This window comes from Nonomuraea sp. NPDC050451, assembly GCF_044458585.1.
This window is the reverse complement of sequence record NZ_JBITHZ010000003.1, coordinates 1-25,253: the sequence shown is the minus strand read 5'-3', so window position 1 is coordinate 25,253 and position 25,253 is coordinate 1. Positions and strand designations below refer to the sequence as shown.

The 25,253-nt window shown below is 68.0% G+C and carries 29 protein-coding genes and 2 pseudogenes; 4 read left to right on the top strand and 27 right to left on the bottom strand.

Annotation, left to right across the window (positions count from 1 at the left end; translation table 11 throughout):
• Positions 1–13: 13 nt before the first annotated feature.
• The 25 genes from rpsQ to ACIBI9_RS11225 form a co-directional block, all read right to left on the bottom strand.
• Positions 14–298 carry a 30S ribosomal protein S17 gene (rpsQ, locus tag ACIBI9_RS11345; protein ID WP_185070626.1) on the bottom strand — a complete coding sequence of 95 codons (285 nt, stop codon included), beginning with the start codon at positions 296–298 and terminating at the stop codon, positions 14–16.
• Positions 291–527 carry a 50S ribosomal protein L29 gene (rpmC, locus tag ACIBI9_RS11340; RefSeq protein ID WP_106253417.1) on the bottom strand — a complete coding sequence of 79 codons (237 nt, stop codon included), beginning with the start codon at positions 525–527 and terminating at the stop codon, positions 291–293. The genes rpsQ and rpmC overlap by 8 nt, the downstream gene beginning before the upstream one ends.
• The gene (rplP, locus tag ACIBI9_RS11335) at positions 527–946 is read right to left on the bottom strand and encodes a 50S ribosomal protein L16 (RefSeq protein ID WP_185070624.1); all 420 of its coding nucleotides are present in this window, start codon (positions 944–946) and stop codon (positions 527–529) included. The genes rpmC and rplP overlap by 1 nt, the downstream gene beginning before the upstream one ends.
• 2 nt (positions 947–948) lie before the next feature.
• Positions 949–1,794, bottom strand: a complete 846-nt coding sequence (gene rpsC / locus ACIBI9_RS11330; RefSeq protein ID WP_185070622.1) for a 30S ribosomal protein S3 — start codon at positions 1,792–1,794, stop codon at positions 949–951.
• Positions 1,794–2,147, bottom strand: coding sequence for a 50S ribosomal protein L22 (gene rplV, locus ACIBI9_RS11325; RefSeq protein WP_020542306.1), 354 nt, complete (start codon positions 2,145–2,147; stop codon positions 1,794–1,796). The genes rpsC and rplV overlap by 1 nt, the downstream gene beginning before the upstream one ends.
• Positions 2,148–2,171: 24 nt before the next feature.
• Positions 2,172–2,450, bottom strand: coding sequence for a 30S ribosomal protein S19 (rpsS, locus tag ACIBI9_RS11320; protein WP_192789896.1), 279 nt, complete (start codon positions 2,448–2,450; stop codon positions 2,172–2,174).
• An 11-nt stretch (positions 2,451–2,461) separates the two neighbouring features.
• Positions 2,462–3,298 carry a 50S ribosomal protein L2 gene (rplB, locus tag ACIBI9_RS11315; RefSeq protein ID WP_192789895.1) on the bottom strand — a complete coding sequence of 279 codons (837 nt, stop codon included), beginning with the start codon at positions 3,296–3,298 and terminating at the stop codon, positions 2,462–2,464.
• 108 nt (positions 3,299–3,406) lie between these two features.
• Positions 3,407–3,709: a 50S ribosomal protein L23 gene (rplW, locus tag ACIBI9_RS11310; RefSeq protein WP_111180891.1), complete on the bottom strand. Its 303-nt coding sequence runs from the start codon at positions 3,707–3,709 to the stop codon at positions 3,407–3,409.
• Positions 3,709–4,359, bottom strand: a complete 651-nt coding sequence (gene rplD, locus ACIBI9_RS11305; RefSeq protein WP_394493374.1) for a 50S ribosomal protein L4 — start codon at positions 4,357–4,359, stop codon at positions 3,709–3,711. Before rplD ends, rplW begins: the two co-directional genes overlap by 1 nt.
• On the bottom strand, positions 4,356–5,009 hold the full coding sequence (gene rplC / locus ACIBI9_RS11300; RefSeq protein ID WP_397221868.1) for a 50S ribosomal protein L3: 654 nt from the start codon (positions 5,007–5,009) through the stop codon (positions 4,356–4,358). Before rplC ends, rplD begins: the two co-directional genes overlap by 4 nt.
• A gap of 14 nt (positions 5,010–5,023) precedes the next feature.
• Positions 5,024–5,332: a 30S ribosomal protein S10 gene (gene rpsJ / locus ACIBI9_RS11295; RefSeq protein WP_012887830.1), complete on the bottom strand. Its 309-nt coding sequence runs from the start codon at positions 5,330–5,332 to the stop codon at positions 5,024–5,026.
• Positions 5,333–5,590: 258 nt separating this feature from the next.
• Entirely contained in the window at positions 5,591–6,784 is a 1,194-nt protein-coding gene (tuf, locus tag ACIBI9_RS11290; protein ID WP_397221867.1) for an elongation factor Tu, read from the bottom strand.
• Positions 6,785–6,965: 181 nt separating this feature from the next.
• Positions 6,966–9,014, bottom strand: coding sequence for an elongation factor G (gene fusA / locus ACIBI9_RS11285; RefSeq protein WP_397222586.1), 2,049 nt, complete (start codon positions 9,012–9,014; stop codon positions 6,966–6,968).
• Positions 9,015–9,104: 90 nt separating this feature from the next.
• Positions 9,105–9,575 carry a 30S ribosomal protein S7 gene (rpsG, locus tag ACIBI9_RS11280; RefSeq protein WP_043623423.1) on the bottom strand — a complete coding sequence of 157 codons (471 nt, stop codon included), beginning with the start codon at positions 9,573–9,575 and terminating at the stop codon, positions 9,105–9,107.
• Positions 9,576–9,577: 2 nt separating this feature from the next.
• A complete protein-coding gene (rpsL, locus tag ACIBI9_RS11275) occupies positions 9,578–9,952 on the bottom strand; it encodes a 30S ribosomal protein S12 (protein WP_020542315.1) in 375 nt (124 codons plus the stop codon).
• A 626-nt stretch (positions 9,953–10,578) separates the two neighbouring features.
• Complete coding sequence (locus tag ACIBI9_RS11270; RefSeq protein ID WP_397221866.1) at positions 10,579–10,956, bottom strand: hypothetical protein; 378 nt, start codon at positions 10,954–10,956, stop codon at positions 10,579–10,581.
• A gap of 297 nt (positions 10,957–11,253) precedes the next feature.
• A complete protein-coding gene (locus ACIBI9_RS11265; protein WP_397221865.1) occupies positions 11,254–11,448 on the bottom strand; it encodes a hypothetical protein in 195 nt (64 codons plus the stop codon).
• A gap of 30 nt (positions 11,449–11,478) precedes the next feature.
• Positions 11,479–11,751 carry a hypothetical protein gene (locus ACIBI9_RS11260; RefSeq protein WP_397221864.1) on the bottom strand — a complete coding sequence of 91 codons (273 nt, stop codon included), beginning with the start codon at positions 11,749–11,751 and terminating at the stop codon, positions 11,479–11,481.
• 298 nt (positions 11,752–12,049) lie between these two features.
• Positions 12,050–12,826 carry a hypothetical protein gene (locus tag ACIBI9_RS11255; RefSeq protein WP_397221863.1) on the bottom strand — a complete coding sequence of 259 codons (777 nt, stop codon included), beginning with the start codon at positions 12,824–12,826 and terminating at the stop codon, positions 12,050–12,052.
• A 258-nt stretch (positions 12,827–13,084) separates the two neighbouring features.
• Complete coding sequence (locus ACIBI9_RS11250; RefSeq protein WP_397221862.1) at positions 13,085–13,375, bottom strand: hypothetical protein; 291 nt, start codon at positions 13,373–13,375, stop codon at positions 13,085–13,087.
• A 516-nt stretch (positions 13,376–13,891) separates the two neighbouring features.
• On the bottom strand, positions 13,892–14,050 hold the full coding sequence (locus ACIBI9_RS11245; RefSeq protein WP_397221861.1) for a hypothetical protein: 159 nt from the start codon (positions 14,048–14,050) through the stop codon (positions 13,892–13,894).
• A 70-nt stretch (positions 14,051–14,120) separates the two neighbouring features.
• Positions 14,121–14,519, bottom strand: coding sequence for a hypothetical protein (locus ACIBI9_RS11240; protein WP_397221860.1), 399 nt, complete (start codon positions 14,517–14,519; stop codon positions 14,121–14,123).
• Positions 14,516–14,764: a hypothetical protein gene (locus ACIBI9_RS11235; protein ID WP_397221859.1), complete on the bottom strand. Its 249-nt coding sequence runs from the start codon at positions 14,762–14,764 to the stop codon at positions 14,516–14,518. The genes ACIBI9_RS11240 and ACIBI9_RS11235 overlap by 4 nt, the downstream gene beginning before the upstream one ends.
• Positions 14,765–15,238: 474 nt before the next feature.
• Positions 15,239–15,886: a hypothetical protein gene (locus tag ACIBI9_RS11230; protein ID WP_397221858.1), complete on the bottom strand. Its 648-nt coding sequence runs from the start codon at positions 15,884–15,886 to the stop codon at positions 15,239–15,241.
• 343 nt (positions 15,887–16,229) lie between these two features.
• The gene (locus ACIBI9_RS11225) at positions 16,230–16,379 is read right to left on the bottom strand and encodes a thiomuracin/GE37468 family thiazolyl RiPP peptide (RefSeq protein WP_397221857.1); all 150 of its coding nucleotides are present in this window, start codon (positions 16,377–16,379) and stop codon (positions 16,230–16,232) included.
• A gap of 161 nt (positions 16,380–16,540) precedes the next feature.
• Here ACIBI9_RS11225 and ACIBI9_RS11220 point away from each other — a divergent pair.
• The 4 genes and pseudogenes from ACIBI9_RS11220 to ACIBI9_RS11205 form a co-directional block, all read left to right on the top strand.
• A pseudogene (locus tag ACIBI9_RS11220) lies at positions 16,541–16,660 on the top strand (helix-turn-helix domain-containing protein); the annotation flags it as partial.
• 92 nt (positions 16,661–16,752) lie between these two features.
• Positions 16,753–17,082, top strand: coding sequence for a hypothetical protein (locus ACIBI9_RS11215; RefSeq protein ID WP_397222603.1), 330 nt, complete (start codon positions 16,753–16,755; stop codon positions 17,080–17,082).
• A 168-nt stretch (positions 17,083–17,250) separates the two neighbouring features.
• Positions 17,251–17,637 (top strand): hypothetical protein, encoded by a 387-nt coding sequence (locus ACIBI9_RS11210; protein WP_397221856.1) that lies wholly within the window; start codon positions 17,251–17,253, stop codon positions 17,635–17,637.
• Positions 17,576–17,809: pseudogene (locus ACIBI9_RS11205) on the top strand (cytochrome P450); the annotation flags it as partial. The gene ACIBI9_RS11210 and the pseudogene ACIBI9_RS11205, both read left to right, overlap by 62 nt.
• Positions 17,810–18,631: 822 nt before the next feature.
• Here the strand turns inward: ACIBI9_RS11205 and ACIBI9_RS11200 are convergent.
• Both ACIBI9_RS11200 and rpoB read right to left on the bottom strand, forming a co-directional pair.
• Positions 18,632–22,507, bottom strand: a complete 3,876-nt coding sequence (locus tag ACIBI9_RS11200; protein WP_397221855.1) for a DNA-directed RNA polymerase subunit beta' — start codon at positions 22,505–22,507, stop codon at positions 18,632–18,634.
• 17 nt (positions 22,508–22,524) lie between these two features.
• The coding region (gene rpoB / locus ACIBI9_RS11195; RefSeq protein ID WP_397221854.1) for a DNA-directed RNA polymerase subunit beta at positions 22,525–25,253 on the bottom strand (2,729 nt) is incomplete at its 5' end.

The following is a 25,253-nucleotide window of genomic DNA, read 5'->3' as shown; positions in this document are numbered from 1 at the left end:
GAGAAGGTGGGTGTTACTTGGCCTTCTCGAGGATCTCCACGACCCTCCACCGCTTGGTGGCGGAGAGGGGGCGGGTCTCCATGAGCAGCACGCGGTCGCCGACGCCGCAGGCGTTGGCCTCGTCGTGTGCCTTGTACTTGGTCGTACGGCGGATGACCTTGCCGTACAGACGGTGCTTGACGCGGTCCTCGACGGCGACGACGACGGTCTTGTCCATCTTGTCGCTCACCACGAGGCCCTCGCGGACCTTGCGGAAGTTCCGCTGCTCGTTCGTCTCAGTGGTCTCGGTCTCAGCCATCGCTCGTCTCCTTCTCGACCGTGACGATGCCCAGCTCGCGCTCGCGCATCACGGTGTAGATACGGGCGATCTCGCGGCGGACGGCGCGCAGCCGCCCGTGGCTCTCCAACTGACCGGTCGCCGCCTGGAAGCGGAGGTTGAACAGCTCCTCCTTCGCCTCCTTCAGCTTCTGGACGAGGGTGTCCTCGTCCTCGAGCCGCAGCTCGCCGGCGGTCAGGCCCTTAGCCATCACGCCTCACCCACTTCACGCTTAACGATCTTGCACTTCATCGGCAGCTTGTGGATCGCACGCTGAAGCGCTTCGCGAGCGATCGGCTCCGCCACGCCGGACAGCTCGAACATCACGCGTCCGGGCTTGACGTTGGCGATCCACCACTCCGGCGAACCCTTACCGGAACCCATGCGGGTCTCGGCAGGCTTCTTGGTGAGCGGACGGTCGGGGTAGATGTTGATCCACACCTTGCCGCCACGGCGGATGTGACGGGTCATGGCGATACGGGCCGACTCGATCTGACGGTTGGTCACGTAGGAGTGCTCAACCGCCTGGATGCCGAACTCGCCGAACGTGACCCTGGTGCCGCCCTTGGCGGCTCCGCTGCGGTCAGGCCGGTGCTGCTTGCGGTGCTTGACCCTGCGCGGGATCAGCATGGTCAGCTCCCTTCAGCACCCGGCTGCGCAGCCGGGCCGGTCTCGGGGGCGGCCTGCGAGGCCGCCTCAGTGCGGGGGGCGCGGTCGCCACGGCCGCCGCCACGACGGGGGCGGTCGCCGCCACCACGACGCGGACGGTCGCCGCCGCCACCACGACGGTCGTCACGCTCGCGACGCTGACCGGCGCGAGCGCCGGCGGCAGCCGCCTCGCGCTCGGCGCGGCTGGTCGGAGCCTCGCCCTTGTAGATCCAGACCTTCACGCCGATGCGGCCGAAGGTCGTGCGGGCCTCGTAGAAGCCGTAGTCGATGTCCGCGCGGAGGGTGTGCAGCGGCACGCGGCCCTCGCGGTAGAACTCCGACCGCGACATCTCGGCGCCGCCCAGACGACCGGAGCACTGGACACGGATGCCCTTGGCGCCGGACTTCATGGCCGACTGCATCGCCTTGCGCATGGCGCGGCGGAACGAGACACGGCTGGACAGCTGCTCGGCCACGCCCTGCGCGACGAGCTGCGCGTCGATCTCCGGGTTCTTGACCTCGAGGATGTTGAGCTGGACCTGCTTCTTGGTCAGCTTCTCCAGGTCGCCACGGATACGGTCCGCCTCGGCGCCGCGGCGGCCGATCACGATGCCGGGACGCGCGGTGTGGATGTCCACCTGCACGCGGTCCGTCGTGCGCTCGATCTCGACCTTGGAGATGCCGGCCCGCTCCATGCCCTTCTGCAGCATGCGGCGGATCGCCACGTCCTCGGCGACGTACGACTTGTACAGCTTGTCGGCGTACCACCGGCTCTTGAAGTCGGTCGTGATGCCGAGGCGGAACCCGTGCGGGTTAACCTTCTGGCCCACTATCGGGTCCTTCCCTTCGGCTCGCGGGACTCCACGATCACAGTGATGTGGCTCGTCCGCTTGTTGATCCGATAGGCACGACCCTGTGCACGCGGGCGGAACCGCTTCAGCGTCGGGCCCTCGTCGACCCACGCCCGGCTGACGACGAGCGTCTGCGGGTCGAGGTCGAAGTTGTGCTCAGCGTTCGCCATAGCGCTGCTGAGCACCTTGTAGATCGGCTCGCTCGCCGACTGGGGAGCGAACTGCAGCACGGCCTGCGCCTCCGAAGCGGGCAGCCCGCGAATGAGGTCCACCACACGGCGGGCCTTCTGGGGCGTGACACGGACGAACCGCGCCTGAGCCCTGGCTTCCATCGCTTTCTCCTACTTCCGGGACGCTTACCGCCGGCTGCGGCGGTCTTCCTTGACGTGGCTGCGGAAGGTCCGCGTGGGGGCGAACTCTCCAAGCTTGTGGCCGATCATCGACTCGGTGACGAAGACCGGGACGTGCTTGCGGCCGTCGTGCACGGCGATCGTGTGCCCGAGCATGTCGGGAACGATCATGGAGCGCCGCGACCACGTCTTGATGACGTTCTTGGTGCCCTTCTCGTTCTGGACGTCGACCTTCTTCTGAAGGTGACCGTCCACGAAGGGACCCTTCTTAAGGCTACGTGGCATTTCGGCTGCTCCTACCGCTTCTTCCTCTTGCTCCGACGACGGATGATCAGTCGGTCGCTGGCCTTGTTGGCCTGGCGGGTGCGCCCCTCGGGCTTACCCTTCGGGTTCACCGGGTGGCGACCACCGGAGGTCTTGCCCTCACCACCACCGTGCGGGTGGTCGACGGGGTTCATCGCGACACCGCGGACGGTGGGGCGCTTGCCCTTCCACCGCATACGGCCGGCCTTGCCCCAGTTGATGTTGGCCTGCTCGGCGTTGCCGACCTGGCCCACCGTCGCCCGGCAGCGCACGTCGACCATGCGCATTTCGCCGGACGGCATACGCAGGGTGGCGTACTGGCCTTCCTTGGCGAGCAGCTGGATCTGGGCGCCCGCGGAACGGCCGAGCTTGGCGCCGCCGCCCGGACGGAGCTCCACCGCGTGGATGAAGGTACCGGTCGGGATGTTGCGCAGCGGCAGGCAGTTGCCCGGCTTGATGTCGGCAGCGGGGCCGTTCTCGATACGGTCGCCCTGCTTGATGCCGGTCGGCGCGATGATGTAGCGCTTCTCACCGTCGGCGTAGTGGAGCAGAGCGATGTTGGCGGTGCGGTTGGGGTCGTACTCGATGTGAGCGACCTTGGCCGGAATGCCGTCCTTGTCATGCCTACGGAAGTCGATGATCCGGTAGGCGCGCTTGTGACCGCCGCCCTGGTGGCGGGCGGTGACCCGGCCGTGTACGTTACGGCCGCCCTTGCTGTGAAGGGGCGCAAGCAGCGACTTCTCGGGCGTGCTGCGGGTGATCTCGGAGAAGTCCGAGACACTCGACCCGCGGCGACCCGGAGTCGTCGGCTTGTACTTACGGATGCCCATCTTTTTCGTTCATCCTTCGTCGGTTACATGGGTGAGCCCGCCGCGCGAAAGCGCGACGGTCTCAGCCCCGCACAGGCCGTGTGGCCCGCACTCACTTCTATGGCGCTGCTAGCCGATCTGACCGAAGATGTCGATCCGATCGCCCTCGACCAGGCTCACGATCGCGCGCTTGGTGTCGGGACGCTTGCCGAAACCGGTACGGGTGCGCTTGCGCTTGCCCTGCCGGTTGATCGTGTTCACGCTGGTGACCTTGACCCCGAAGATCTGCTCGACGGCGATCTTGACCTGGGTCTTGTTCGCGGTCTTCTTCACCAGGAACGTGTACTTGTTGTTCTCATCGATCAGGCCGTAGCTCTTCTCAGAGACGACCGGCTTGATGATGATGTCGCGCGGGTCGGCGATCTTCTCCATCAGGCCTCTTCCTTCCCGCTGTCGCTCAGGCGAGCGACGACCTGGTCATACGCCTCCTGCGTGAAGACCACGTCGTCCGCCACGAGCACGTCGTACGTGTTGAGCTGCCCCGCGTCCAGCAGGTGGACCTCGGGAGCGTTACGCAGGCTCAGCCAGGTCAGCTCGTCGGCCTCGTCGACCACGACGAGGACGCGCGGAGCCTGGGTGATCTTGCGCAGCGCCTCGAGGGCGGCCTTGGTCTTGGGCGTCTCACCCGCGACCAGCGAGCTGACCACGTGGACGCGGCCGCCGCCGGCCCGGTCGGAGAGGGCGCCACGCAGGGCGGCGGCCTTCATCTTCTTGGGCGTGCGCTGCGAGTAGTCGCGCGGCACGGGGCCGTGGACGGTGCCACCGCCGGTGAACTGCGGCGCACGGGTCGAGCCCTGACGGGCGCGGCCGGTGCCCTTCTGCCGGTACGGCTTCTTGCCGCCGCCGGAGACCTCACCGCGGGTCTTGGCCTTGTGGGTGCCCTGCCGGCGAGCGGCGAGCTGGGCCACGACCACCTGGTGGATCAGCGGCACGTTGACCTTGGCGCCGAAGATGTTCTCGGGCAGGTCGACGGTGCCGGCCTTCGCGCCGCTGGCGTCGAGGACGTCAATAGTGGTGCTCACTTGGCAGCCCCCTTCTTGGCAGAGGTGCGAACGAGGACCAGGCTTCCGTTGGCGCCGGGGATCGCACCCTTGATCAGGATGAGGCCCTTCTCGGCGTCCACGGAGTGAACCTTGAGGCTCTGCACGGTGGTGCGGACGTTACCCATCCGACCAGCCATGCGCAGACCCTTGAAAACGCGGCCCGGGGTGGCGCAGCCACCGATGGAACCCGGCGAACGGTGCTTGCGCTGCGTACCGTGCGACGCGCCCAGACCACCGAAGCCGTGCCGCTTCATGACACCGGCGAAGCCCTTGCCCTTGCTCTTGCCCGTCACGTCGACGAACTGGCCGGCCTCGAAGGTGTCGGCCAGCAGCTCCTGGCCCAGGTTGTAGTCGCTCGCGTCGTCGGTGCGGATCTCCGCGAAGTAACGGCGCGGGGTGATGTCGTGCTTACGCAGGTAGTCGCCGAGCGGCTTGTTGACCTTCCGGGGGTCGACCTGCCCGAAGCCGAGCTGGATGGCGGAGTAGCCGTCCTTGTCAGCAGTGCGGACGCGGGTCACCACGCACGGACCGGCCTCGACCACGGTCACCGGCACCAGCCGGTTGTCCGCGTCGAAGACCTGGGTCATGCCGAGCTTCTTGCCCAGGACGCCCTTGATCGTCTTAGCCATGTCAGTGCGTTCCCTCAGAGCTTGATCGAAATGTCGACACCCGCGGGGAGGTCGAGCCGCATGAGCGAGTCAACCGTCTTGGGGGTCGGGTCGATGATGTCAATCAGCCGCTTGTGCGTGCGCATCTCGAAGTGCTCGCGGCTGTCCTTGTACTTGTGCGGCGAGCGGATGACGCAGTACACGTTCTTCTCGGTCGGCAGCGGCACCGGGCCCGCGACCTTCGCGCCAGTCCGCGTCACCGTCTCGACGATCTTCTTGGCCGAGCTGTCGATGACCTCGTGGTCATAGGCCTTAAGCCGGATGCGGATCTTCTGTCCCGCCATAGTGGCCTCGGTGTCCTTCGCTGTCGTCTGAAAAAGTATCGTGCGGCCTGTTGCCGCTGTGTTGGTGCAGGTCGAAGCCTGCTAGACCCCAAGAGGCAGACGCAGTGGATCTGCCTTTTCTTCCGTGATCCGGCAGTGACTTCGGTCATATCTCTTCGGCCGAAGCAACTGCTGGATCACGGCCTCTACATGAGGTCCCTAACGTGGTTCGGCGGTCGGCTCCGAGATCCGGGGCCGACCGCCGCCCCGACGGTCTAGCTACTTGATGATCTTCACGACCCGGCCGGCGCCGACGGTGCGGCCACCCTCACGGATCGCGAACTTGAGGCCTTCCTCCATGGCGATGGGCTGGATCAGCTCAACGCGCATTTCGGTGTTGTCGCCCGGCATGACCATCTCCGTGCCCTCGGGGAGGTTCACGACACCGGTCACGTCAGTCGTACGGAAGTAGAACTGCGGGCGGTAGTTGTTGAAGAACGGCGTGTGGCGGCCGCCCTCGTCCTTGGACAGGATGTAGACCTGGCCGTTGAACTCGGTGTGCGGGGTGGTCGTGCCCGGCTTGATGATGCACTGGCCGCGCTCGACGTCGTCGCGCTTGATGCCGCGGAGCAGCAGGGCGGCGTTGTCACCGGCGTGACCCTCGTCGAGCATCTTGTTGAACATCTCGATGCTGGTGACGGTGGTGGTCGTCTTCTCCGACTTGATGCCGATGATGTCGACCTGCTCGTTGACCTTGACGATGCCGCGCTCGATACGACCGGTGACGACGGTGCCGCGACCGGTGATCGAGAAGACGTCCTCGACCGGCATGAGGAACGGCTTGTCCGTCTCACGCGGAGGCTCGGGCACGTTCTCGTCGACGGCGTTCATCAGCTCGATGATGCTGTCGGCCCACTTCTGGTCGCCCTCGAGAGCCTTGAGAGCGGAGACGCGGACGACGGGCAGGTCGTCGCCGGGGAACTCCTGAGCGGACAGGAGCTCACGGACCTCCAGCTCGACGAGCTCGAGGATCTCCTCGTCGTCGACCATGTCGGCCTTGTTGAGGGCCACGACGATGTAGGGGACGCCGACCTGGCGGGCCAGGAGGACGTGCTCCTTCGTCTGCGGCATCGGGCCGTCGGTGGCGGCGACCACGAGGATGGCGCCGTCCATCTGGGCAGCACCGGTGATCATGTTCTTCACGTAGTCGGCGTGACCGGGGCAGTCAACGTGAGCGTAGTGACGCTTCTCGGTCTGGTACTCGACGTGCGCGATCGAGATCGTAATGCCGCGAGCCTTCTCCTCGGGCGCCTTGTCGATCTTGTCGAACGGGGTCGCCTTGTTCAGCTCGGGGAAACGGTCGTGAAGCACCTTGGTGATCGCCGCGGTCAGCGTGGTCTTGCCGTGGTCGATGTGTCCAATGGTGCCGATGTTCATGTGCGGCTTAGTCCGCTCGAACTTGGCCTTGCCCACTGGTTCTCTCCTTGAGAATCTGACTGACTTTCGTCTACACACTCGGGCCCGGGAGCTCCCGAACCCCTTGGCGGCGGGGTGGCTCTCACCACCCCACCAGGGACCAGGACTCTATTCGCCCCGGGTCCCTTGGCAGCGGGGCGACGATCTCCACTGGCCCCAGCCACCTCAGGACCTGGAACTATTCGCCCCGGGCCTTCGCGACGATCTCCTTGGCGATGCCCGGGGGCACCTCCGAATAGGAGTCGAACTGCATGCTGTAGCTCGCGCGCCCCTGCGTCTTGCTACGCAGGTCACCCACGTAGCCGAACATCTCAGACAGCGGCACGAGCGCCGTGACGACACGGGCGCCGGCCCGCTCGTCCATAGACTGGATCTGCCCGCGGCGACCGTTGAGGTCACCGATGACATCACCCATGTAGTCCTCGGGCGTGGTGACCTCGACGGCCATCATCGGCTCGAGAAGCACTGCGTCGGCCTTGCGCGCGGCCTCCTTGAAGGCCATCGAGCCGGCGATCTTGAACGCCATTTCCGAGGAGTCGACGTCGTGCGCGGCACCGTCGACGAGCGTCACCTTCACGCCCACCATCGGGTAGCCGGCCAGCACGCCGAACTCGGCGGCCTCCTGGGCGCCCGCGTCGACCGACGGGATGTACTCCCTCGGGACGCGACCACCCGTGACCTTGTTCTCGAACTCGTAGCCGTCGTTGCCTTCACCCAGCGGCTCGAGGTTGATGATCACCCGCGCGAACTGACCGGAACCACCGGTCTGCTTCTTGTGGGTGTAATCGAGCTTCTCCACCTTGCGGCGGATGGTCTCGCGGTAGGCCACCTGCGGACGGCCGACGTTGGCCTCCACCTTGAACTCGCGACGCATGCGGTCGACGAGGATCTCCAGGTGAAGCTCGCCCATGCCCCAGATGACCGTCTGACCGGTCTCCTCGTCACGGCGAACCTGGAAGGACGGGTCCTCCTCGGCCAGCCGCTGGATGGCGGTCGACAACTTCTCCTGGTCGCCCTTGGTCTTGGGCTCGATGGCGACGTTGATGACCGGAGCCGGGAACGTCATCGACTCGAGCACGACCTGGTTCGACGGGTCGGACAGGGTGTCGCCGGTCGTGGTGTCCTTCAGACCCATGACCGCGACGATCTGGCCGGCAATCGCCGTCGGGCGCTCCTCGCGCTTGTTGGCGTGCATCTGGTAGATCTTGCCGATCCGCTCCTTCTTACCCTTCACAGAGTTGACGACCTGTGAACCGGTCTCGAGCGTGCCCGAGTAGATGCGGATGTAGGTGAGCTTGCCCAGGTGCGGGTCGCTGGCGATCTTGAAGGCCAGAGCGGAGAACGGCTCGCTCGGGTCCGCGTGACGTTCGATGACCTTGTCCTCGTGGCCGACCGCGTGGCCCTTGAAGGCCGGGATGTCGGTCGGGGCGGGGAGGTAGGCGACGATCGCGTCGAGCAGGGGCTGCACGCCCTTGTTCTTGAACGCGGTGCCGCAGAGCACCGGGTTGATGGCGCTGGCCAGCGTGGCGCGGCGGATGGCCGCGACCAGCTGCTCCTCGGTGGGCTCGACGCCCTCGAGGAAGAGCTCCATCAGCTCGTCGTCGTTCTCGGCGACGGTCTCGATGAGGCGGTCACGCCACTCGCGCGCGGCCTCGGCGTGGTCGGCCGGGATGTCGACGGTGTCGTACATCTCGCCCTTGGCCGCCTCGGCGCTCCAGATGAGACCCTTCATCGTGATGAGGTCGATGACGCCCTTGAAGTCGGCCTCAACGCCCCACGGAAGCTGAATGACAGCCGGGGTCGCGCCCAGACGGCTGATCATCATGTCGACGCAGCGGTGGAACTCCGCGCCGACACGGTCCATCTTGTTGACGAAGCAGATCCGGGGGACGTCGTAGCGGTCAGCCTGGCGCCACACCGTCTCCGACTGCGGTTCGACACCCGCGACGCCGTCGAACACGGCGACGGCACCGTCGAGGACGCGGAGCGAGCGCTCCACCTCGATGGTGAAGTCGACGTGACCCGGGGTGTCGATGATGTTGATGGTGTGACCGATCCACTCACAGGTGGTCGCGGCAGACGTGATCGTGATGCCGCGCTCCTGCTCCTGCTCCATCCAGTCCATCGTGGCAGCGCCCTCGTGGACCTCACCGATCTTGTAGTTGATGCCGGTGTAGAACAGGATGCGCTCGGTCGTGGTGGTCTTGCCCGCGTCGATATGGGCCATGATCCCGATGTTTCGGACCTTGGCCAGGTCAAGAGCGGTCGTGGTGGCCACTTCTCTCGCGTCCTCGTCGTCTCGTCGAACCCGCCGGGGTTACCAGCGGTAGTGGGCGAAGGCCTTGTTGGACTCGGCCATCTTGTGGGTGTCCTCGCGCTTCTTGACACTCGCCCCGAGGCCGTTGCTGGCGTCGAGGAGCTCGTTCATGAGGCGCTCGGTCATGGTCTTCTCGCGGCGGGCGCGGGAGTACTGCACCAGCCAGCGCAGGGCCAGGGTGGTGCTGCGCGCGGCGCGCACCTCGACCGGCACCTGGTACGTGGCGCCACCGACGCGGCGGCTGCGGACCTCGAGGGTCGGCTTGACGTTGTCGAGCGCGCGCTTCAGGGTGACGACCGGGTCGTTGCCGGTCTTCTCCCTGCAGCCCTCGAGGGCGCCGTACACGATGGACTGCGCGATGGAGCGCTTGCCGTCGAGAAGCACCTTGTTGATCAGGGCGGTCACCAGGGGCGAGCTGTAAACCGGGTCAGACATGAGCTGACGACGGCCAGGAGAACCCTTGCGAGGCATTGTTAGCTCTTCTCCTTCTTCGCGCCGTAGCGGCTGCGGGCCTGCTTGCGGTTGCGGACACCCTGGGTGTCCAGCGAGCCGCGGATGATCTTGTAGCGAACACCGGGCAGGTCCTTCACACGACCGCCACGCACGAGCACGATGGAGTGCTCCTGCAGGTTGTGACCCACACCCGGGATGTAGGCCGTGACCTCGATGCCGTTCGTGAGTCGAACGCGGGCCACCTTGCGCAGTGCCGAGTTGGGCTTCTTCGGGGTCGTGGTGTACACGCGCTGGCACACGCCGCGCCGCTGCGGACTCCCCTTGAGGGCAGGAGTCTTGGTCTTCGAGACCTTGTCCTGCCGGCCCTTGCGGACCAACTGCTGAATAGTGGGCACTGCCACTCCGTTTCGTGCTTGGCCGGTGTTTCGTCAGTTGTGGTGCATTTCGCAGGTGCTGCCGGTGTCATGACCTGCTGATTTTTCTTGTCTCGGTGCCCCCGCGCTCGGGCGTGTCGCGCTGTTCACGCAGACGTCCCGCGAGGTTTACGAGCCAGGAAGCCGTCCCGCGCCCGCAATGAGCGCACGGTCGAGAGCCCGCTAGAGACGGGCACGAAGCTCAAGACTACCCAGGCCTCTGCGACACGTCAAAGCGGCGCGGCAAAGCGGACAAGCCTTGCCACTCCAGGACGCCGAGACCGTTTTCATCAGTGCTCGGCTACTGCTCCGCGTCCATGATATCGGGATGGAGGGGCGAACTGTGACGGGTTCGCAAGGACTGCCAGGGCAGCCGTTTGCATGGCGGTGACCCCTGCCCTCAACGTAGGCACGGGACCGGGGCGGAAAGCCCCGGTATGCGGGCGTCCGACCAGGCCAGAGGGTGGGACCGCGCCCACGTACCAGTAGACGGACGGCACACCGTAGAGGGGGAAGTCCTCGCAGGCCGAGCCGCCTGGGCCGGTGACGACCGTGGCCGAGCGTGGCCTCGTGGGCCCGGCGTACGAGGGCGGTGGCGGCGGGTTCGTTCACGCCGGGCGGGACCCTGGACACCACGATGCCACCGACTCCCCCGCGCGACCTGCTCGCCCACGGCTTGGTCCGGCCCCCGCGGGCGCTGCGCGCTCGACCTGCATCCGCGCCCCGCCTCCTCCGCCGACCGCGCCCCGTCTCCTCCGCCAGCCGCGCCCCGCCTCCTCCGCCGACCGCGCGACGCGGGCGACGGCCCTGGTCACCGCGTCCTCCGTCGCGGCCCTGACCGTGACGCCCACCTCGGCGAGGGTGGGGACGACGTTCGCGCACTCGCTCACGCGCAGCGTCCCCACGGTGACGACCGCCTGGTCGAAGGCCGCCGGATCGAGCCGATGGACGAGCGCAGCGACGGCCGTGACCGGATTGCGCCCCATGACCCGCCCGACATCCCCGACTTGACCCATGCGACCGGCCTGGCCGGCATCCCTACCTTGGCCGACGTCACGGGGCTCACCAGCACCCCCAGCATGGCCGACGTCACGAGGCTCAGCAGCGCTCTCAGCATGGCCGACGTCGCCGACGTGCCCGCCGTCTCTCGCGACGACGACGCGGAGTTCGGCGCCGGCCACGGTGGGCGGCTCCGGGTAGGCGATCAGCCCCGCGGGGAACGGAGAAACGTGCTGGGCCAGCGCGAGCGTGGTCTCCTCGGCCAGCAGGCCCGTCCCATGACCTCAGCCATGGAGCGGCTCCGTGACGACGCGGACGACGTGCGGCATGAGCGCGTGTACCTCCCGGTCGTGATCCAGCGGAACGGCGCTGACCCACAGCCCGGCGCCGGCCAGGGCGTCGGCGAGCTCGCCGACGCCGCGCCCCGCCGCCTCAGTGTCGACGGCGACCTGCGGCTCCTGCGCGACGGCCGGGCGCAACTCGGGCAGGGGCGCGGGACCGGGAATGCCCTAATACGCGGCCCGGATCCCTTCGAGCGTGGCCCGCAGCGCGGCCAAGGGTGTGACGCCTCCCGCCCGGGCCACCAGCCGCCCGTCGAGCGTCCCCGCGTAAACGGGCACGCCCGAGGGGCCGGTGGCGTCCAGCATCTGGTACGGCAGCCCGATCGCGTCCAGCAGCGCCGCCGAACACGCGCTCTCGTCGTCGGCCGCCCGCGCGCCGCCCGCGTCCACGGGCGGCAGCGGCCCGTCGAGCCCGGCCAGCCCCGCGCAGTGGTCCAGCACCCCCGGCGACCAGCGCTTCCTCGGCCGAGTAGCCGCAGCGGCCCCGGTGGCGTGCGATCCAGGAACACCGCGCGGGCAGGCAGCAGCACATCACCGCCCGCTACGAGGTCACGGCCACGCACGAATGCCTCAACCCGGCCCACCGCGATGCCGTCCAGCAGCGGGTCGGCATCGTCCAACAGCGGGCCACGCAGCAGGCCGCCGACCGGCCGTTCCCCCGCGCCGGTCAGTGGTGTCCCCTTGGACGTGGACAGGCGGCGGGGGTCGAGGGCGAGCAGCCCGTGCACGGTCAGCGCCTTCAGCGCCGCCCGGTATCGCGCGGCGGCGAAGTCCGCCCCACACCGATCACCCGCGTCCGCGCCCCCCTGAGGGTCCCCATCGGATCGGCCACCGTGGTCACCGACACGTGCAGCGGGAGCTGCCCATACTCCCCCGGCGAACCCCCCGTCCGCGAGCCCATCAACCTGGCCGCCCGCCGCAAGAACTCCTCCTCGCCCAGCGGCCCCGAACTCGCCCCCGTGCCGGGCGGCAGCACCGCAGGCGGGGCAGGAAGGAGTGCGTACAGGTGCCGAGCCCGTCGAGGTCCACCACGTGCACGCGCGGACCGCCGAACACGCAGGCGTTCCGGACAGGCAGCGCCCCAGATCCGCCACCACCTGCCCGGCGACGCGGGCCGCGGCGACGGGCGACTCGGAGACGCGCCCGGCGGTACGCGGCACGGCCTCCATGGCCGCCATCCGCCGCCATTCGGCCGCCCACGGCGGACGTCGCGCCCGACGACGCCGCTCTCACTCCACCACGCCTCGCCCTCGCGCAGCAGCACATGCGCGATGGGCAACCCGCCCTCGGCGCCCGGCCGGTCGAAGCGCCCGGCGGCGGCCAGCCCGTCCTCATCGGCCACCACGACGTGCACGAGCGCCCCGCCCGACGGCTCTCCCAGCACCTCCAGCCCCAGCCTGCGCATGGCGTCGGCCAGGGCGGGCGCCAGCTCTCCGAACCGGTCCACGTCGGCCACCAGCGAGCACGTGGTGCCGGCCGCCACGGGCAGCACGCCGCGCTCCCCCGCGTCCTCCACCAGCCCGCGCTCGCGCAGCGTGGTCAGCAGGCTCGTCTCGAACGCGCCACTCGTCGGGCAACTCCACCGGTCAACTCGGCCACGGTCCTGCTCCCGTCGAGGTGCACAGCCAGCCGCTCCACCCGTAGGGAGGCCCCATTCATCCGCACGACGCCTTCGCGGGTGAGGAAGGCGACACCGCCGAAGGTTGGCACGAAGCGTACGTCGGCGGGAAGTCTGGGTTGGAAGTCGTTCAACGTGGCGCCTCCGCGGTTCCGATCAGGAATTCGCCGACCGCGTCAGCGCGTACCCCATGCCTTCGTACTTCCACAGCAGCCGGCTGGCGCGGCTGGAGACGGCCAGCAGAACCTGGGGACCGCAGCCAGTGGCGGCGCCGTGCCCGACGACAATCAGCAGCGGGCCAGCGCGACTGGAGACAGCCAGCAGAACCTGGGGACCGCAGCCAGTGGCGGCACTGTGCCCGGCGACGGTCAGCAGGCGGCGTACGGTGGGATGGCCGGCCTCGCGTACCGGCCTGAGCACGTGGCCGTGCCCGTCGTAGTGGTACATGCCGGGTTCCAGCCCTGGCCACGTTCCTGACGACGGGGTAGATCTCCAGCTCGTAGACGGACCCTCCGGAGTGGTACGGCTTGCGGGTGTACTCGACGCCGTCGGACGTCCAGCGCTCCCGCACCCTGGCCGTGCGATACAGCAGCTCGCCGAGCAGGTCGAGGGTGATCGGCGCTCGCGGCGCACGGACCTGCGGCTCTCCAGTACATCCGTGAGCGAGGGGTTCTTGAGACGCAGTTCGTCCAGATCGGGGGGTGGGCAGCCCGATCGCCCGTCCGGGATAGGGCTGGGGCCGTGCGGGCAGCGGGTCGAACCGGCCACGGGCCCAGAACATCCCGCCGAACCCGTCACCCAGGTAGCCGCGGCGACCCACCCGCCTCCGATCATGGAACTCCAGCTCGTACGGTGCCCACTGCCGGACCCGCAGCTCCCGCTCCTCGGCCCCCTCGGGCACGGCCAGCCCGGTGATCATGTCGTCGAGCGGGCCCTGCGACAAGACGCGTACGCTCACCCAGCTCATCGGCCTCCCACCTCGATCACGTATTCGGTCACCCCCTCCGGCCCCGGGTCGGGCAGCGCCTCCTCGAAGAGCGCGAACGCGCAGCCGCGTATCTGCCGCTCGAATTTCTTGACCAGGAACAGGTTCGCCAGGTCCAGGAAGAGCGCTTTACGCACCTTGTCCTGCCCCGCCTGGCCCGTCTGCTCCGGCCAGGCGCGGACGAACGATCGGTGCGGTACGCCGTACTCATCCGTCCAGGCGATCAGCCGCGTGAGGTACGTCGCCGTCGCCCTTCGCGCGCACCGGCAGCGTGATCACCAGGCGGGAGCGCGAGAGCGAGGCCGCCCCCGCCCTTCGCGCGCACTGGCAGCGCGGCCTCGGCGCCAGCCAGCGACGCCGCTGCACCACCACTCGCCCCGCCTCGACGCGCGAATATCGGGTGACCTCCGACGGGACCCGGCCCATCCGCACCAGCGGCGGCGAACCGGGATGGAGAAGGTAGCCGGGGCCGAAGACCCGTTCGATGAACCGCGCGGCCGGCGGAAGCCCGAACTCGGCGGCCAGGCCGAGATGCAACGGCACGACCCGGCGGCCGAGCCGCTTGGAACGCAGCTCGGGCAGGCCGGTGCCCGGGCAGAGCGTCACGTGCAGGTCCGAGCGCCGGCAGCCGCTGGTCGGGCGGGCGCATGCCGGGCGAGTGGGGGGTAGTCGATCTCGTATCGGGTGCTCGGCGGGCACGCGTTGAGCATGCAGCCCAGGTCGCCGGAGAACTCGGCATAGACCGCGCCGTCCGGGCCCTGGAGCCGGGCGGGCTCGGGGTGGCCGCCGGCGCGTTCCGACGAGGTGGTCGAGCCTGCGCAGGGCTCGGCCGTGGCCACCATGGACGACATTGAGCACCAGGGTGTCGGCCACCGCCTGCAGGCAGCAGGCCGAGGAGGCGGGGATCGCGATCCAGGACGGCCACGACTCCAGCTGCGCGGCCAGCTGTCCTGGAATGACGCGGCACCGCGTCCAGCGCCAGGCTTCTCGCCTCGGCTCTGAGGTGCTCCAGCACCCGGATCCTGGGCATGGCCGAGCTGGCCAGCGGTTGGGTCCGGACGGCTGAGGAGCCGAGGAACGCGCGCAACTCCCGGCCTGCCTCCCCGGTGCCGGCCAGTTCGCGCTGGATGTGGTGGTGGAGGGTGAGGAAGGGGACGGCCGCGTCGGGGCCGTACCGGGTGGCGAGGTAGTCGGCGACCGCCAGGCGCATGGGGTGCTTGGCGTCGAAAACGGCCAGCCAGCGGCGTACGGCGTCGAGATCGGCAAGCCCGTCACGCCATCGCGCCAGCTCGAGCCTCGCCACAGGCTCAGCACAAACCGCCACCTCATGCCCCACCGTCCGCCCCACACCGCCCCCGCGACGGGCACCGCTCCCGCCGGGAGCGACGCCATCGCAACGGCGCGACCCTCAGCCGCGGCCTCGCCATCGGCCAGCCCGCCTGCCTCCTGAGCGGCGCCACCGCCACCACCCTGCGCAGCGCCACCGCCATCAGCACCGTCAACGCCCCGAGCGACGCTGCCGTCAGCACTGCGGCACCGCCCTCGCCCGGGGCAGAGCTGTACGGGCTGGTCTTCACAGCGGCCCTGACCAGGTATTTGGCCAGCCTGAGCAGCTTCTGCGGCTTTGGGCGCCGCGCAGGGTCCGCGAGCCACCTCTCCAGGTCGGCCGCCAACTCACCACCGGCCAAGGTCAGCCCCCTCCGGAAGGCCGGATCGGCCGCGGCGGCGCGCAGCCGTTCCTCCTTCTCCAGGGACTCCCGAGCGACGACCTCAGGCAGGCGAGCGCGCAGCCCGGCGCACTCGCGCGCACGCCGTACCCACTCCTCCACCTCGCCCCTCAGCCCGTACGGCAACACCGCCGCCAACTCCCGCCCGGAGCGAAGGCGCCCGGTGTGCAGCGCCCGCCGCAGCCCCACGAGCACCGGCCTGGAACCGGACGCGCCGAGCTCTCCATTGACGTCACCGAGCGCCACGGCCCCAGGACGTTGCCGTCGGGGTCGGTGGCGGCGGGGAAAAAAATCCCATCAGGCCCACCGGCCCCACCCGCGGCCATCAGAAGATCCTCCTTCGACCGCCAGCCGCCGCCCATCCGCCTCCACCCGGGCGGTCTCGGCGAGCAGCCGGGTCACCAGCGCATAGGACTCGTCCCATGGCGGGGATTCCAGCTGCGCGGCCGCGAACCCGCACGTGAGAACAGCGACCGGCGGGCCATCGCATTCCGCTCAATAACCGTCATTACATGACGCCCCATTCGCTTTATTGGCACCAAAATGCAACGGTGCGCGGGCACCGCCACTGCGACGCCCGAGTACCACGTCAGGCGCTCGAACAGGAGCAGCGGATATAGCAGAAGCAGTTACACGAAGCGCCCACTTCGGTTATGCCGTGACCAGCAGTAAGGGACTCGACCGCAACACCGTCATCGGCGAGTTCCAAGACGTCCATAGGCAGATGGCTGAGGTCCATCCGGACTCTCATTCTGGGGGTAAACGCCCATCGACATTCCAGGCAAACGCACGGATGTGCATCGCCTGACATAGGAACACCTTTGCGACATCGCCGACGCTAGGTGCACATCGACACGCAGCACGGGTGCCAGGACCAGCGACGATCCCGTACGCCGGACCATGGACGTCACCAGAAGCATGCTCCTGCGATCCGGCTACAAGCGAACTTCGATGGACGAGATCGCCCGGCGGGCGGACATCGGCAAGGGCACCATTTATCTCAGCTGGGACACGAAAGACGGCCTCATAAGAACGCTCGCCATTCAGGAAATTGTCGGAGTCGTCCTGCCGTCGCAGGCCTCTCGGAGTTCTCCCGCGAGCTGTTCACCCTCGTGTTCAGGCATCCACACCTCCGAGCACTCTACATCTATGACAAGGAAACGATCGGAAGAGCCTACGACGATCCCCAGCTCGCTTTCCAGTGTTATCGCTTCACCACGTTCACGCTATTTCGCAATTATCTCCGGATGCTCCACGAGAGCGAAATGTGGGACCCGTCCCACGGTTTCGCCCTCAACGCCCTGCTTTCCGGTTTCATCGAACTCCACCTGCACGCCGAGATCGTCGACGCGCGACCCGATCTCGCACCCACGCCGACAGTCTGGCCGGCCTCATCAGGAGCCCTTTCGAGCCCGCTGATCAAATCCCGGCCGAAGAACTGACCGACCCGCCCGCCGTACCGTCGAGATCTTCGACGGCGCCACGGCGGAATACCGGGCGAAACTCACCCCCAACCCCTGGCCGCCTCACTGAGCTCACCACGGCGCTGCTGGACGAGATCGACGAGGACGAGTTCGACCTGGTCGAGAACATCGCACCGGCTGCCCGTGATGGTGATCGCCGAGATGCTCGACATCCCAATCCACGACGGCGAACTGTTCCGCACCTGGGCCGACCGGCTGGTCGCACTGCACGTCGAGGACCCCCAGGACGTCGAGATCGGGCGGATCGTCGGCCAGGCCATGGCGAAATGGGGGAATACGTCCTCACCATATGCGCGAGCGCCACACCCGTCCGCAGGACGACCTGGTCAGCCGGATGGCCGCGGCCGAGGTGGACGGCGACCGGCTAACCGACGTCGAGATCGTCAACTCCTCCTGCCCGCCGGACAGATCACCAGCACCATGGCGCTGGGGAACGCGTTTCTGTGCTTCCGTGACGCGCCCGGCGTGGAGAGTGCCGTACGGGCCCGGGGAGCTGATCGCACCGGCCTTTGAGGAGGTGCTCAGGCTGCGCCCGCCGCTCACCCAGGCCGCCCGGCTGCCCACGGCCGACGTCGAGATCGACGGCACGCCGATCCCGGCCGGTTCCATGGTCATCAATTGGCTGCCGTCCGCGAACTACGACGAACGCCACTTCGCCGACCCCGAACGCTTCGACCTCGACCGGCAGCTCACCGGCCGGCTCGCGTTCGGCCAGGGCATGCACTTCTCTCTGGGCGCCCAGCTCGGGGCTGGAGCGCCTGCTGAGTCGCTTCACCGAGCCCCATCCCGAAAAGCGCCCCTTCAACGAGAGCCAGATCTTCGCCGTCAGGGAGATGCACGTGAGAGGTTCCTCATGACCAAGCCCCTGCTGATCTACGCGAACGTCCCCTGCTGCAACTCCAAGTGCCAGTTCTGCGACTGGGTGGCCCAGGTCCCCATATGCGACCTGCGACTCGGCGAGCAGAGCCCCGGCGGCGTCGCCCACCTGGAGGCCATCATGACCCAGATCCACGTCCAGGGGCCCCCGCCCTGCGCGAGCGAGCACTGGGTTTGCGGCGGGTGCGCGGTCTGTGGCCTGCTCCCGACCTTCGGGGGTGCGCGGCGTATGCGCGTGCGCCCGTCGTGCGACTGTGTGCGGCCTGAGCCCAGCGTACGACCAGCCCGACGTACGACCAGCGCGACGTGCGGCCAGCGCGACGTGCGGCCAGCGCGACGTGCGGCCAGCGCGACGTGCAGCGGGTGGGTAGGAGCCACGAGGCCGGTCAAGCGGGCGCCGTTGCGGCGGTCAGCCGGTGAAGGGTCAGAGGCGTCTCCTGGAGGGCCATCAGCCCCGTACGGCCACTGGCGCCCACCGTGCCCCGCCGTACCAGACGATCCTGAGCCCCCGCCGTACCCTGCCGCACCAGACGATCCTGAGCCCCCGCCGTACCCGATGGCGCTGAAAAGCAGCGTGCCCGGGCCCCCGAAATCGGGAGCCCGGGCGCGTCACCCGGCGACTAGAAGAACATCACCGGTTGTACTGACCGAAGTCGTACTCCTCCAGAGGAACCGCCTCGCCGCTGCCAGTCCCGAAGGTGTAGTCGGCGGCCGAGCCGTCGTAACCACCCACGGTGTACATGGCCGCCTTGGCCTCCTCGGTCGGCTCCACCCGGATGTTGCGGTACTGCGGCATGCCAGTGCCGGCCGGGATGAGCTTACCGATGATGACGTTCTCCTTCAGGCCCAGCAGCGAGTCGGACTTGGCGTGGATCGCCGCGTCCGTCAGCACCCTGGTCGTCTCCTGGAAGGAGGCCGCCGACAGCCACGACTCGGTGGCCAGCGACGCCTTGGTGATGCCCATGAGGACCGGACGGCCGGCGGCCGGCGAGCCGCCCTCCGCCACCGTCTCGCGGTTCATCAGCTCGAAGCGCGGCCGCTCCACGAGCTCGCCGGGCAGCAGGTCGGTGTCACCGGACTCGAGCACGTTCACGCGCTTGAGCATCTGCCGCACGATGATCTCGATGTGCTTGTCGTGGATCGACACACCCTGCGACCGGTAGACCTGCTGGACCTCCGCCACCAGGTGCAGCTGCACGGCCCGCGGGCCGAGGATGCGCAGCACCTCGTTGGGGTTGACCGCACCGGCGACGAGCTGCTGCCCGACCGACACGCGCTGGCCGTCCTGCACGAGCAGGCGCGAACGCATCGACACCGGGTACGCGATCTCCTCCGAGCCGTCGTCGGGGGTGATCACGATCTTCCTGGTCTTGTCGGTCTCGTCGATGCGAACCCGGCCCTCGGCCTCGGAGATCGGGGCGACACCCTTGGGGATGCGCGCCTCGAACAGCTCCGTGACACGGGGCAGACCGTGGGTGATGTCGGCGCCGGCCACACCACCGGTGTGGAACGTACGCATGGTCAGCTGCGTGCCCGGCTCACCGATCGACTGGGCGGCGATGATGCCGACCGCCTCGCCGACGTCCACGAGCTTGCCGGTGGCCAGCGAGCGGCCGTAGCAGGTCGCGCAGACACCGATCTTGGCCTCGCAGACGAGCGCGCTGCGGGTGCGGACGGTCTCGATGCCGGCCTCGACCAGCGCGGTGACGTGGTTGTCGTTGATGTCGACACCCGCCGCCGCGATGACCTTGCCGTCGACCTCGACGTCCTCGGCCAGGATGCGGCCGTGCACGTTGGACTCGGCGTTCTCGGCCTTGACCAGGTTGCCCGACGCGTCGCGCTCGCCGACGTGCAGCGGGACGGCGCGGTCGGTGCCGCAGTCGATCTCGCGCACGATGACGTCCTGCGCCACGTCCACCAGACGACGGGTCAGGTAGCCCGAGTCGGCGGTACGCAGGGCGGTGTCGGCCAGACCCTTCCGCTGACCGTGGGTGGAGATGAAGTACTCCAGCACCGACAGGCCCTCGCGGAACGAGGCCTTGATCGGCCGCGGGATCGTCTCACCCTTGGTGTTGGACACCAGGCCACGGATGCCGGCGATCTGCCGGACCTGCATCTTGTTACCACGGGCGCCGGAGTTGACCATCATCCAGACCGGGTTGGTCGCCGGGAAGGCGTTGACCATGTCGGTCTCGACGTCGGCCGTCGCGTGCGTCCAGATCTCGATGAGCTCCTGACGGCGCTCCTCGTCGGTGATCAGACCGCGCTCGTACTCCCGCTGGACCTTGTCGGCCCGGCGCTCGTAGTTTTCCATGATGTCGGTCTTGTTCGGCGGCGCGACGACGTCCTCGATCGAGATCGTGACACCGGAGCGCGTCGCCCAGCGGAAGCCGGCGTCCTTGAGCGCGTCGAGCGAAGCGGCGACCTCGATCTTGGGGTAGGTCTCCGCCAGCTCGTTCACGATCGTGGACAGCTGCTTCTTGCCGACCTGGAAGTCGACGAACGGGTAGCTGTCGGGCAGCGTCAGGTTGAACAGGCACCGGCCGAACGTGGTCTCCAGCCGGATCGGGTCACCCTGCTCCCAGCCCTCAGGCGCAACCCAGTCGCGCGGCGGCAGGATGTCCTTCATCCGGATCTGGATCTTCGCCTGAATCTCCAGCTCGCGGCGGTCGAAGGCCATCTGCGCCTCGGCGATCGAGCCGAACACGCGGCCCTCGCCCAGCGCGCCTTCCTTCTGGGTGGTCAGCCAGTAGAGGCCGATGACCATGTCCTGAGTGGGCATCGTCACGGGCTTGCCGTCGGCCGGCTTGAGGATGTTGTTGGTCGAGAGCATCAGGATGCGTGCCTCGGCCTGGGCCTCAGCCGACAGCGGCAGGTGCACGGCCATCTGGTCGCCGTCGAAGTCCGCGTTGAACGCGGTGCAGACGAGCGGGTGGATCTGGATGGCCTTGCCCTCGACCAGCTGCGGCTCGAACGCCTGGATGCCCAGGCGGTGGAGCGTCGGAGCGCGGTTGAGCAGCACCGGGTGCTCGGTGATGACCTCTTCGAGCACGTCCCACACCACAGGGCGGGCGCGCTCGACCATCCGCTTGGCCGACTTGATGTTCTGGGCGTGGTTGAGGTCGACCAGCCGCTTCATCACGAACGGCTTGAACAGCTCCAGCGCCATCTGCTTGGGCAGACCGCACTGGTGCAGCTTGAGCTGCGGGCCGACGACGATGACCGAACGGCCGGAGTAGTCGACTCGCTTGCCCAGCAGGTTTTGACGGAAACGACCCTGCTTACCCTTGAGCATGTCGCTCAGGGACTTCAGCGGCCTGTTGCCAGGACCGGTGACCGGGCGACCGCGGCGGCCGTTGTCGAACAGCGCGTCGACGGCCTCCTGCAGCATCCGCTTCTCGTTGTTCACGATGATCTCGGGCGCGCCGAGGTCGAGAAGCCTCTTGAGGCGGTTGTTGCGGTTGATGACCCGGCGGTAGAGGTCGTTGAGGTCGGAGGTCGCGAACCGGCCACCGTCGAGCTGCACCATCGGGCGCAGGTCCGGCGGGATGACCGGGATGCAGTCGAGCACCATGCCGCGCGGCGAGTTGGTGGTGTTGAGGAACGCCGACACGACCTTGAGCCGCTTGAGGGCACGGGCCTTCTTCTGGCCCTTGCCGCTGCGGATGGTCTCGCGCAGGTTTTCGGCCTCGGCGTCGAGGTCGAAGCTGATCAGGCGGTCCTGGATCGCCTGCGCGCCCATGCCGCCCTTGAAGTAGCGGCCGAAGCGGTCACGCATCTCGCGGTAGAGCAGCTCGTCGCCCTCGAGGTCCTGGACCTTGAGGTTCTTGAAGCGGCTCCAGACCTCCTCGAGCCGGTCCAGCTCGCGCTGGGCCCGGTCGCGGAGCTGACGCATCTCGCGCTCGGCGCCCTCGCGGACCTTCCGGCGCTGGTCGCCCTTGGCACCGGCGGCCTCGAGCTCGGCCAGGTCGGCCTCGAGCTTCTTCTGCCGGGCCTCGACGTCGGCGTCACGGCGCTGCTCGACGTGCTGCCGCTCGACGGAGATCTTCGCCTCCAGCGAGGGCAGGTCACGCTCACGCATCTCGGTGTCGACATGCGTGATCATGTAGGCCGCGAAGTAGATGACCTTCTCCAGGTCCTTCGGGGCCAGGTCGAGCAGGTAGCCGAGGCGCGACGGGACGCCCTTGAAGTACCAGATGTGCGTGACCGGCGCGGCCAGCTCGATGTGGCCCATCCGCTCACGACGCACCTTGGCGCGAGTCACCTCGACGCCACAGCGCTCACAGATGATGCCCTTGAAGCGGACGCGCTTGTACTTGCCGCAGTAGCACTCCCAGTCGCGGGTCGGACCGAAGATCTTCTCGCAGAAGAGCCCGTCCTTTTCCGGCTTGAGGGTGCGGTAGTTGATGGTCTCGGGCTTCTTGACCTCGCCGTGCGACCACTGACGGATGTCGTCGGCCGTCGCGAGGCCGATCCTGAGCTCGTCGAAGAAGTTGACGTCCAGCATTTTGTGCGATCTCCCCCTCAGACTTCTTCCACGCTGCTCGGCTCACGCCGGGACAGATCGATGCCGAGCTCTTCCGCCGCGCGGAAGACGTCCTCGTCCGTGTCGCGCATCTCGATGGACATGCCGTCGCTGGAGAGCACCTCGACGTTGAGGCACAGCGACTGCATCTCCTTGATGAGGACCTTGAAGGACTCCGGAATACCCGGCTCGGGAATGTTCTCGCCCTTGACGATGGCCTCGTAGACCTTCACCCGGCCGAGAACGTCGTCGGACTTGATGGTCAGCAGCTCCTGCAGGGCGTAGGCGGCGCCGTACGCCTCCAGCGCCCACACCTCCATCTCACCGAAGCGCTGACCACCGAACTGTGCCTTACCACCCAGCGGCTGCTGGGTGATCATCGAGTACGGACCCGTCGAACGCGCGTGAATCTTGTCGTCGACCAGGTGCAGCAGCTTGAGAATGTAGATGTAGCCGACCGAGATCGGGTACGGGAACGGCTCACCGGAACGACCGTCGAACAGCCGGGCCTTGCCCGTCGCCTGGACCATCCGGTCACCGTCGCGGTTGGCGATGGTGTTGTCGAGGAGACCGACGATCTCCTCCTCGTGGGCGCCGTCGAAGACCGGCGTGGCCATGTTGGTGCGCGGGGCCACCTTCTCGAAGCCCTTGTCACGCAGCCGCTCGGCCCAGGCCTCCGCGATGCCGGAGATGTCCCAGCCGCGGGCGGCGATCCACCCCAGGTGGGTCTCCAGCACCTGGCCGACGTTCATTCGGCCGGGCACGCCCAGCGGGTTGAGGATGATGTCGACCGGCGTGCCGTCCTCCAGGAACGGCATGTCCTCGACGGGCAGGATCTTGGAGATGACGCCCTTGTTGCCGTGCCGGCCGGCCAGCTTGTCGCCGTCGGTGATCTTCCGCTTCTGGGCCACGTAGACGCGGACCAGCTCGTTGACACCCGGCGGCAGCTCGTCGCCCTCCTCGCGGGAGAACACGCGGACGCCGATGACCTTGCCCTGCTCACCGTGCGGCACCTTCAGCGAGGTGTCACGGACCTCGCGGGCCTTCTCACCGAAGATCGCGCGCAGCAGCCGCTCCTCCGGCGTCAGCTCGGTCTCACCCTTGGGCGTGACCTTGCCGACCAGGATGTCGCCGGGGACGACCTCGGCGCCGATGCGGATGATGCCGCGCTCGTCCAGGTCGGCCAGGACCTCCTCGGAGACGTTCGGGATGTCCCGGGTGATCTCCTCGGGGCCCAGCTTGGTGTCGCGGGCGTCGACCTCGTGCTCCTCGATGTGGATCGAGGACAGCACGTCGTCCTGCACCAGCCGCTGGGACAGGATGATCGCGTCTTCGTAGTTGTGGCCCTCCCACGGCATGAACGCCACCAGGAGGTTCTTGCCCAGCGCCATCTCGCCCTTGTCGGTGCAGGGGCCGTCGGCGATGACCTGGTTGACCTCCACCCGGTCGCCCTCGGCGACGATGGGCTTCTGGTTGAACGAGGTGCCCTGGTTGGAGCGCTTGAACTTGGCGACACGGTACGTGGTGCGCGTGCCGTCGTCGTTCATGACGGTGATGTAGTCGGCGGAGACCTCCTCGACCACACCGGCCTTCTCGGCGTTGATGACGTCGCCGGCGTCGGTCGCGGCACGGTATTCCATGCCGGTGCCGACCAGCGGCGCCTCGCTCTTCAGCAGCGGCACGGACTGCCTCTGCATGTTGGAGCCCATGAGCGCGCGGTTGGCGTCGTCGTGCTCGAGGAAGGGGATCATCGCGGTGGCCACCGACACCATCTGGCGCGGCGACACGTCGATGTAGTCGACCTCCTCGGCCCGCATGAGCTCGGTCTCACCGCCCTTGGTGCGGACCAGGACGCGGGGCTCGGCGAACGACCCGTCGGCGTTGAGCACCGTGTTGGCCTGCGCCTTGACGTAGCGGTCTTCCTCGTCGGCGGTCAGGTAGTCGATCTGCTCGGTCACCTTGCCGTCGACGACCTTGCGGTAAGGCGTCTCGACGAACCCGAAGGCGTTGATCCGGCCGTAGGAGGCCAGCGAGCCGATGAGGCCGATGTTGGGGCCTTCAGGCGTCTCGATCGGGCACATCCGGCCGTAGTGGGACGGGTGCACGTCACGGACCTCGAAGCCGGCCCGCTCACGGGACAGACCACCGGGACCCAGCGCGGACAGACGCCGCTTGTGCGTCAGGCCGGCCAGCGGGTTGGTCTGGTCCATGAACTGCGACAGCTGCGAGGTGCCGAAGAACTCCTTGATCGACGCCACGACCGGGCGGATGTTGATCAGGGTCTGCGGCGTGATCGCCTCGACGTCCTGCGTGGTCATGCGCTCGCGCACGACGCGCTCCATACGGGCCAGACCCAGGCGGACCTGGTTCTGGATGAGCTCGCCGACGCTGCGCAGACGACGGTTGCCGAAGTGGTCGATGTCGTCGACCTCGACGATGACCTCGCGGTCGTTGGCACCCGGCATCGACTCCTCGCCCGCGTGCAGGCGGACGATGTATTCGATCGTGGCGACGATGTCGTCCTCGGTCAGGGTGCCCTGCGAGATCTCCGAGTCGACGCCCAGCTTCTTGTTGATCTTGTATCGGCCGACCTTGGCCAGGTCGTACCGCTTGGGGTTGAAGTAGAGGTTCTCCAGCAGGGTCTGCGCCGACTCCTTGGTCGGCGGCTCACCCGGCCGCAGCTTGCGGTAGATGTCCAGCAGCGCGTCATCCTGGCCGGCCGTGTGGT

Bases quoted from the DNA above. Each gene is read 5' to 3' on its own strand.
- rplW (WP_111180891.1), bottom strand. From the start codon at position 3,709: ATGGAGAAGATCGCCGACCCGCGCGACATCATCATCAAGCCGGTCGTC.
- ACIBI9_RS11210 (WP_397221856.1), top strand. From the start codon at position 17,251: ATGGTGATCGCCGAGATGCTCGACATCCCAATCCACGACGGCGAACTG.
- rplP (WP_185070624.1), bottom strand. From the start codon at position 946: ATGCTGATCCCGCGCAGGGTCAAGCACCGCAAGCAGCACCGGCCTGAC.
- rpmC (WP_106253417.1), bottom strand. From the start codon at position 527: ATGGCTAAGGGCCTGACCGCCGGCGAGCTGCGGCTCGAGGACGAGGAC.
- rplV (WP_020542306.1), bottom strand. From the start codon at position 2,147: ATGGAAGCCAGGGCTCAGGCGCGGTTCGTCCGTGTCACGCCCCAGAAG.
- fusA (WP_397222586.1), bottom strand. From the start codon at position 9,014: ATGGCCCATATCGACGCGGGCAAGACCACCACGACCGAGCGCATCCTG.
- rpsS (WP_192789896.1), bottom strand. From the start codon at position 2,450: ATGCCACGTAGCCTTAAGAAGGGTCCCTTCGTGGACGGTCACCTTCAG.
- ACIBI9_RS11200 (WP_397221855.1), bottom strand. From the start codon at position 22,507: ATGCTGGACGTCAACTTCTTCGACGAGCTCAGGATCGGCCTCGCGACG.
- ACIBI9_RS11270 (WP_397221866.1), bottom strand. From the start codon at position 10,956: ATGGGGCGCAATCCGGTCACGGCCGTCGCTGCGCTCGTCCATCGGCTC.
- rpsG (WP_043623423.1), bottom strand. From the start codon at position 9,575: ATGCCTCGCAAGGGTTCTCCTGGCCGTCGTCAGCTCATGTCTGACCCG.
- ACIBI9_RS11225 (WP_397221857.1), bottom strand. From the start codon at position 16,379: ATGGACCTCAGCCATCTGCCTATGGACGTCTTGGAACTCGCCGATGAC.
- rplB (WP_192789895.1), bottom strand. From the start codon at position 3,298: ATGGGCATCCGTAAGTACAAGCCGACGACTCCGGGTCGCCGCGGGTCG.
- rplC (WP_397221868.1), bottom strand. From the start codon at position 5,009: ATGGCTAAGACGATCAAGGGCGTCCTGGGCAAGAAGCTCGGCATGACC.
- rpsQ (WP_185070626.1), bottom strand. From the start codon at position 298: ATGGCTGAGACCGAGACCACTGAGACGAACGAGCAGCGGAACTTCCGC.
- ACIBI9_RS11235 (WP_397221859.1), bottom strand. From the start codon at position 14,764: ATGTCGTCCATGGTGGCCACGGCCGAGCCCTGCGCAGGCTCGACCACC.
- rpsJ (WP_012887830.1), bottom strand. From the start codon at position 5,332: ATGGCGGGACAGAAGATCCGCATCCGGCTTAAGGCCTATGACCACGAG.
- ACIBI9_RS11250 (WP_397221862.1), bottom strand. From the start codon at position 13,375: ATGTACCACTACGACGGGCACGGCCACGTGCTCAGGCCGGTACGCGAG.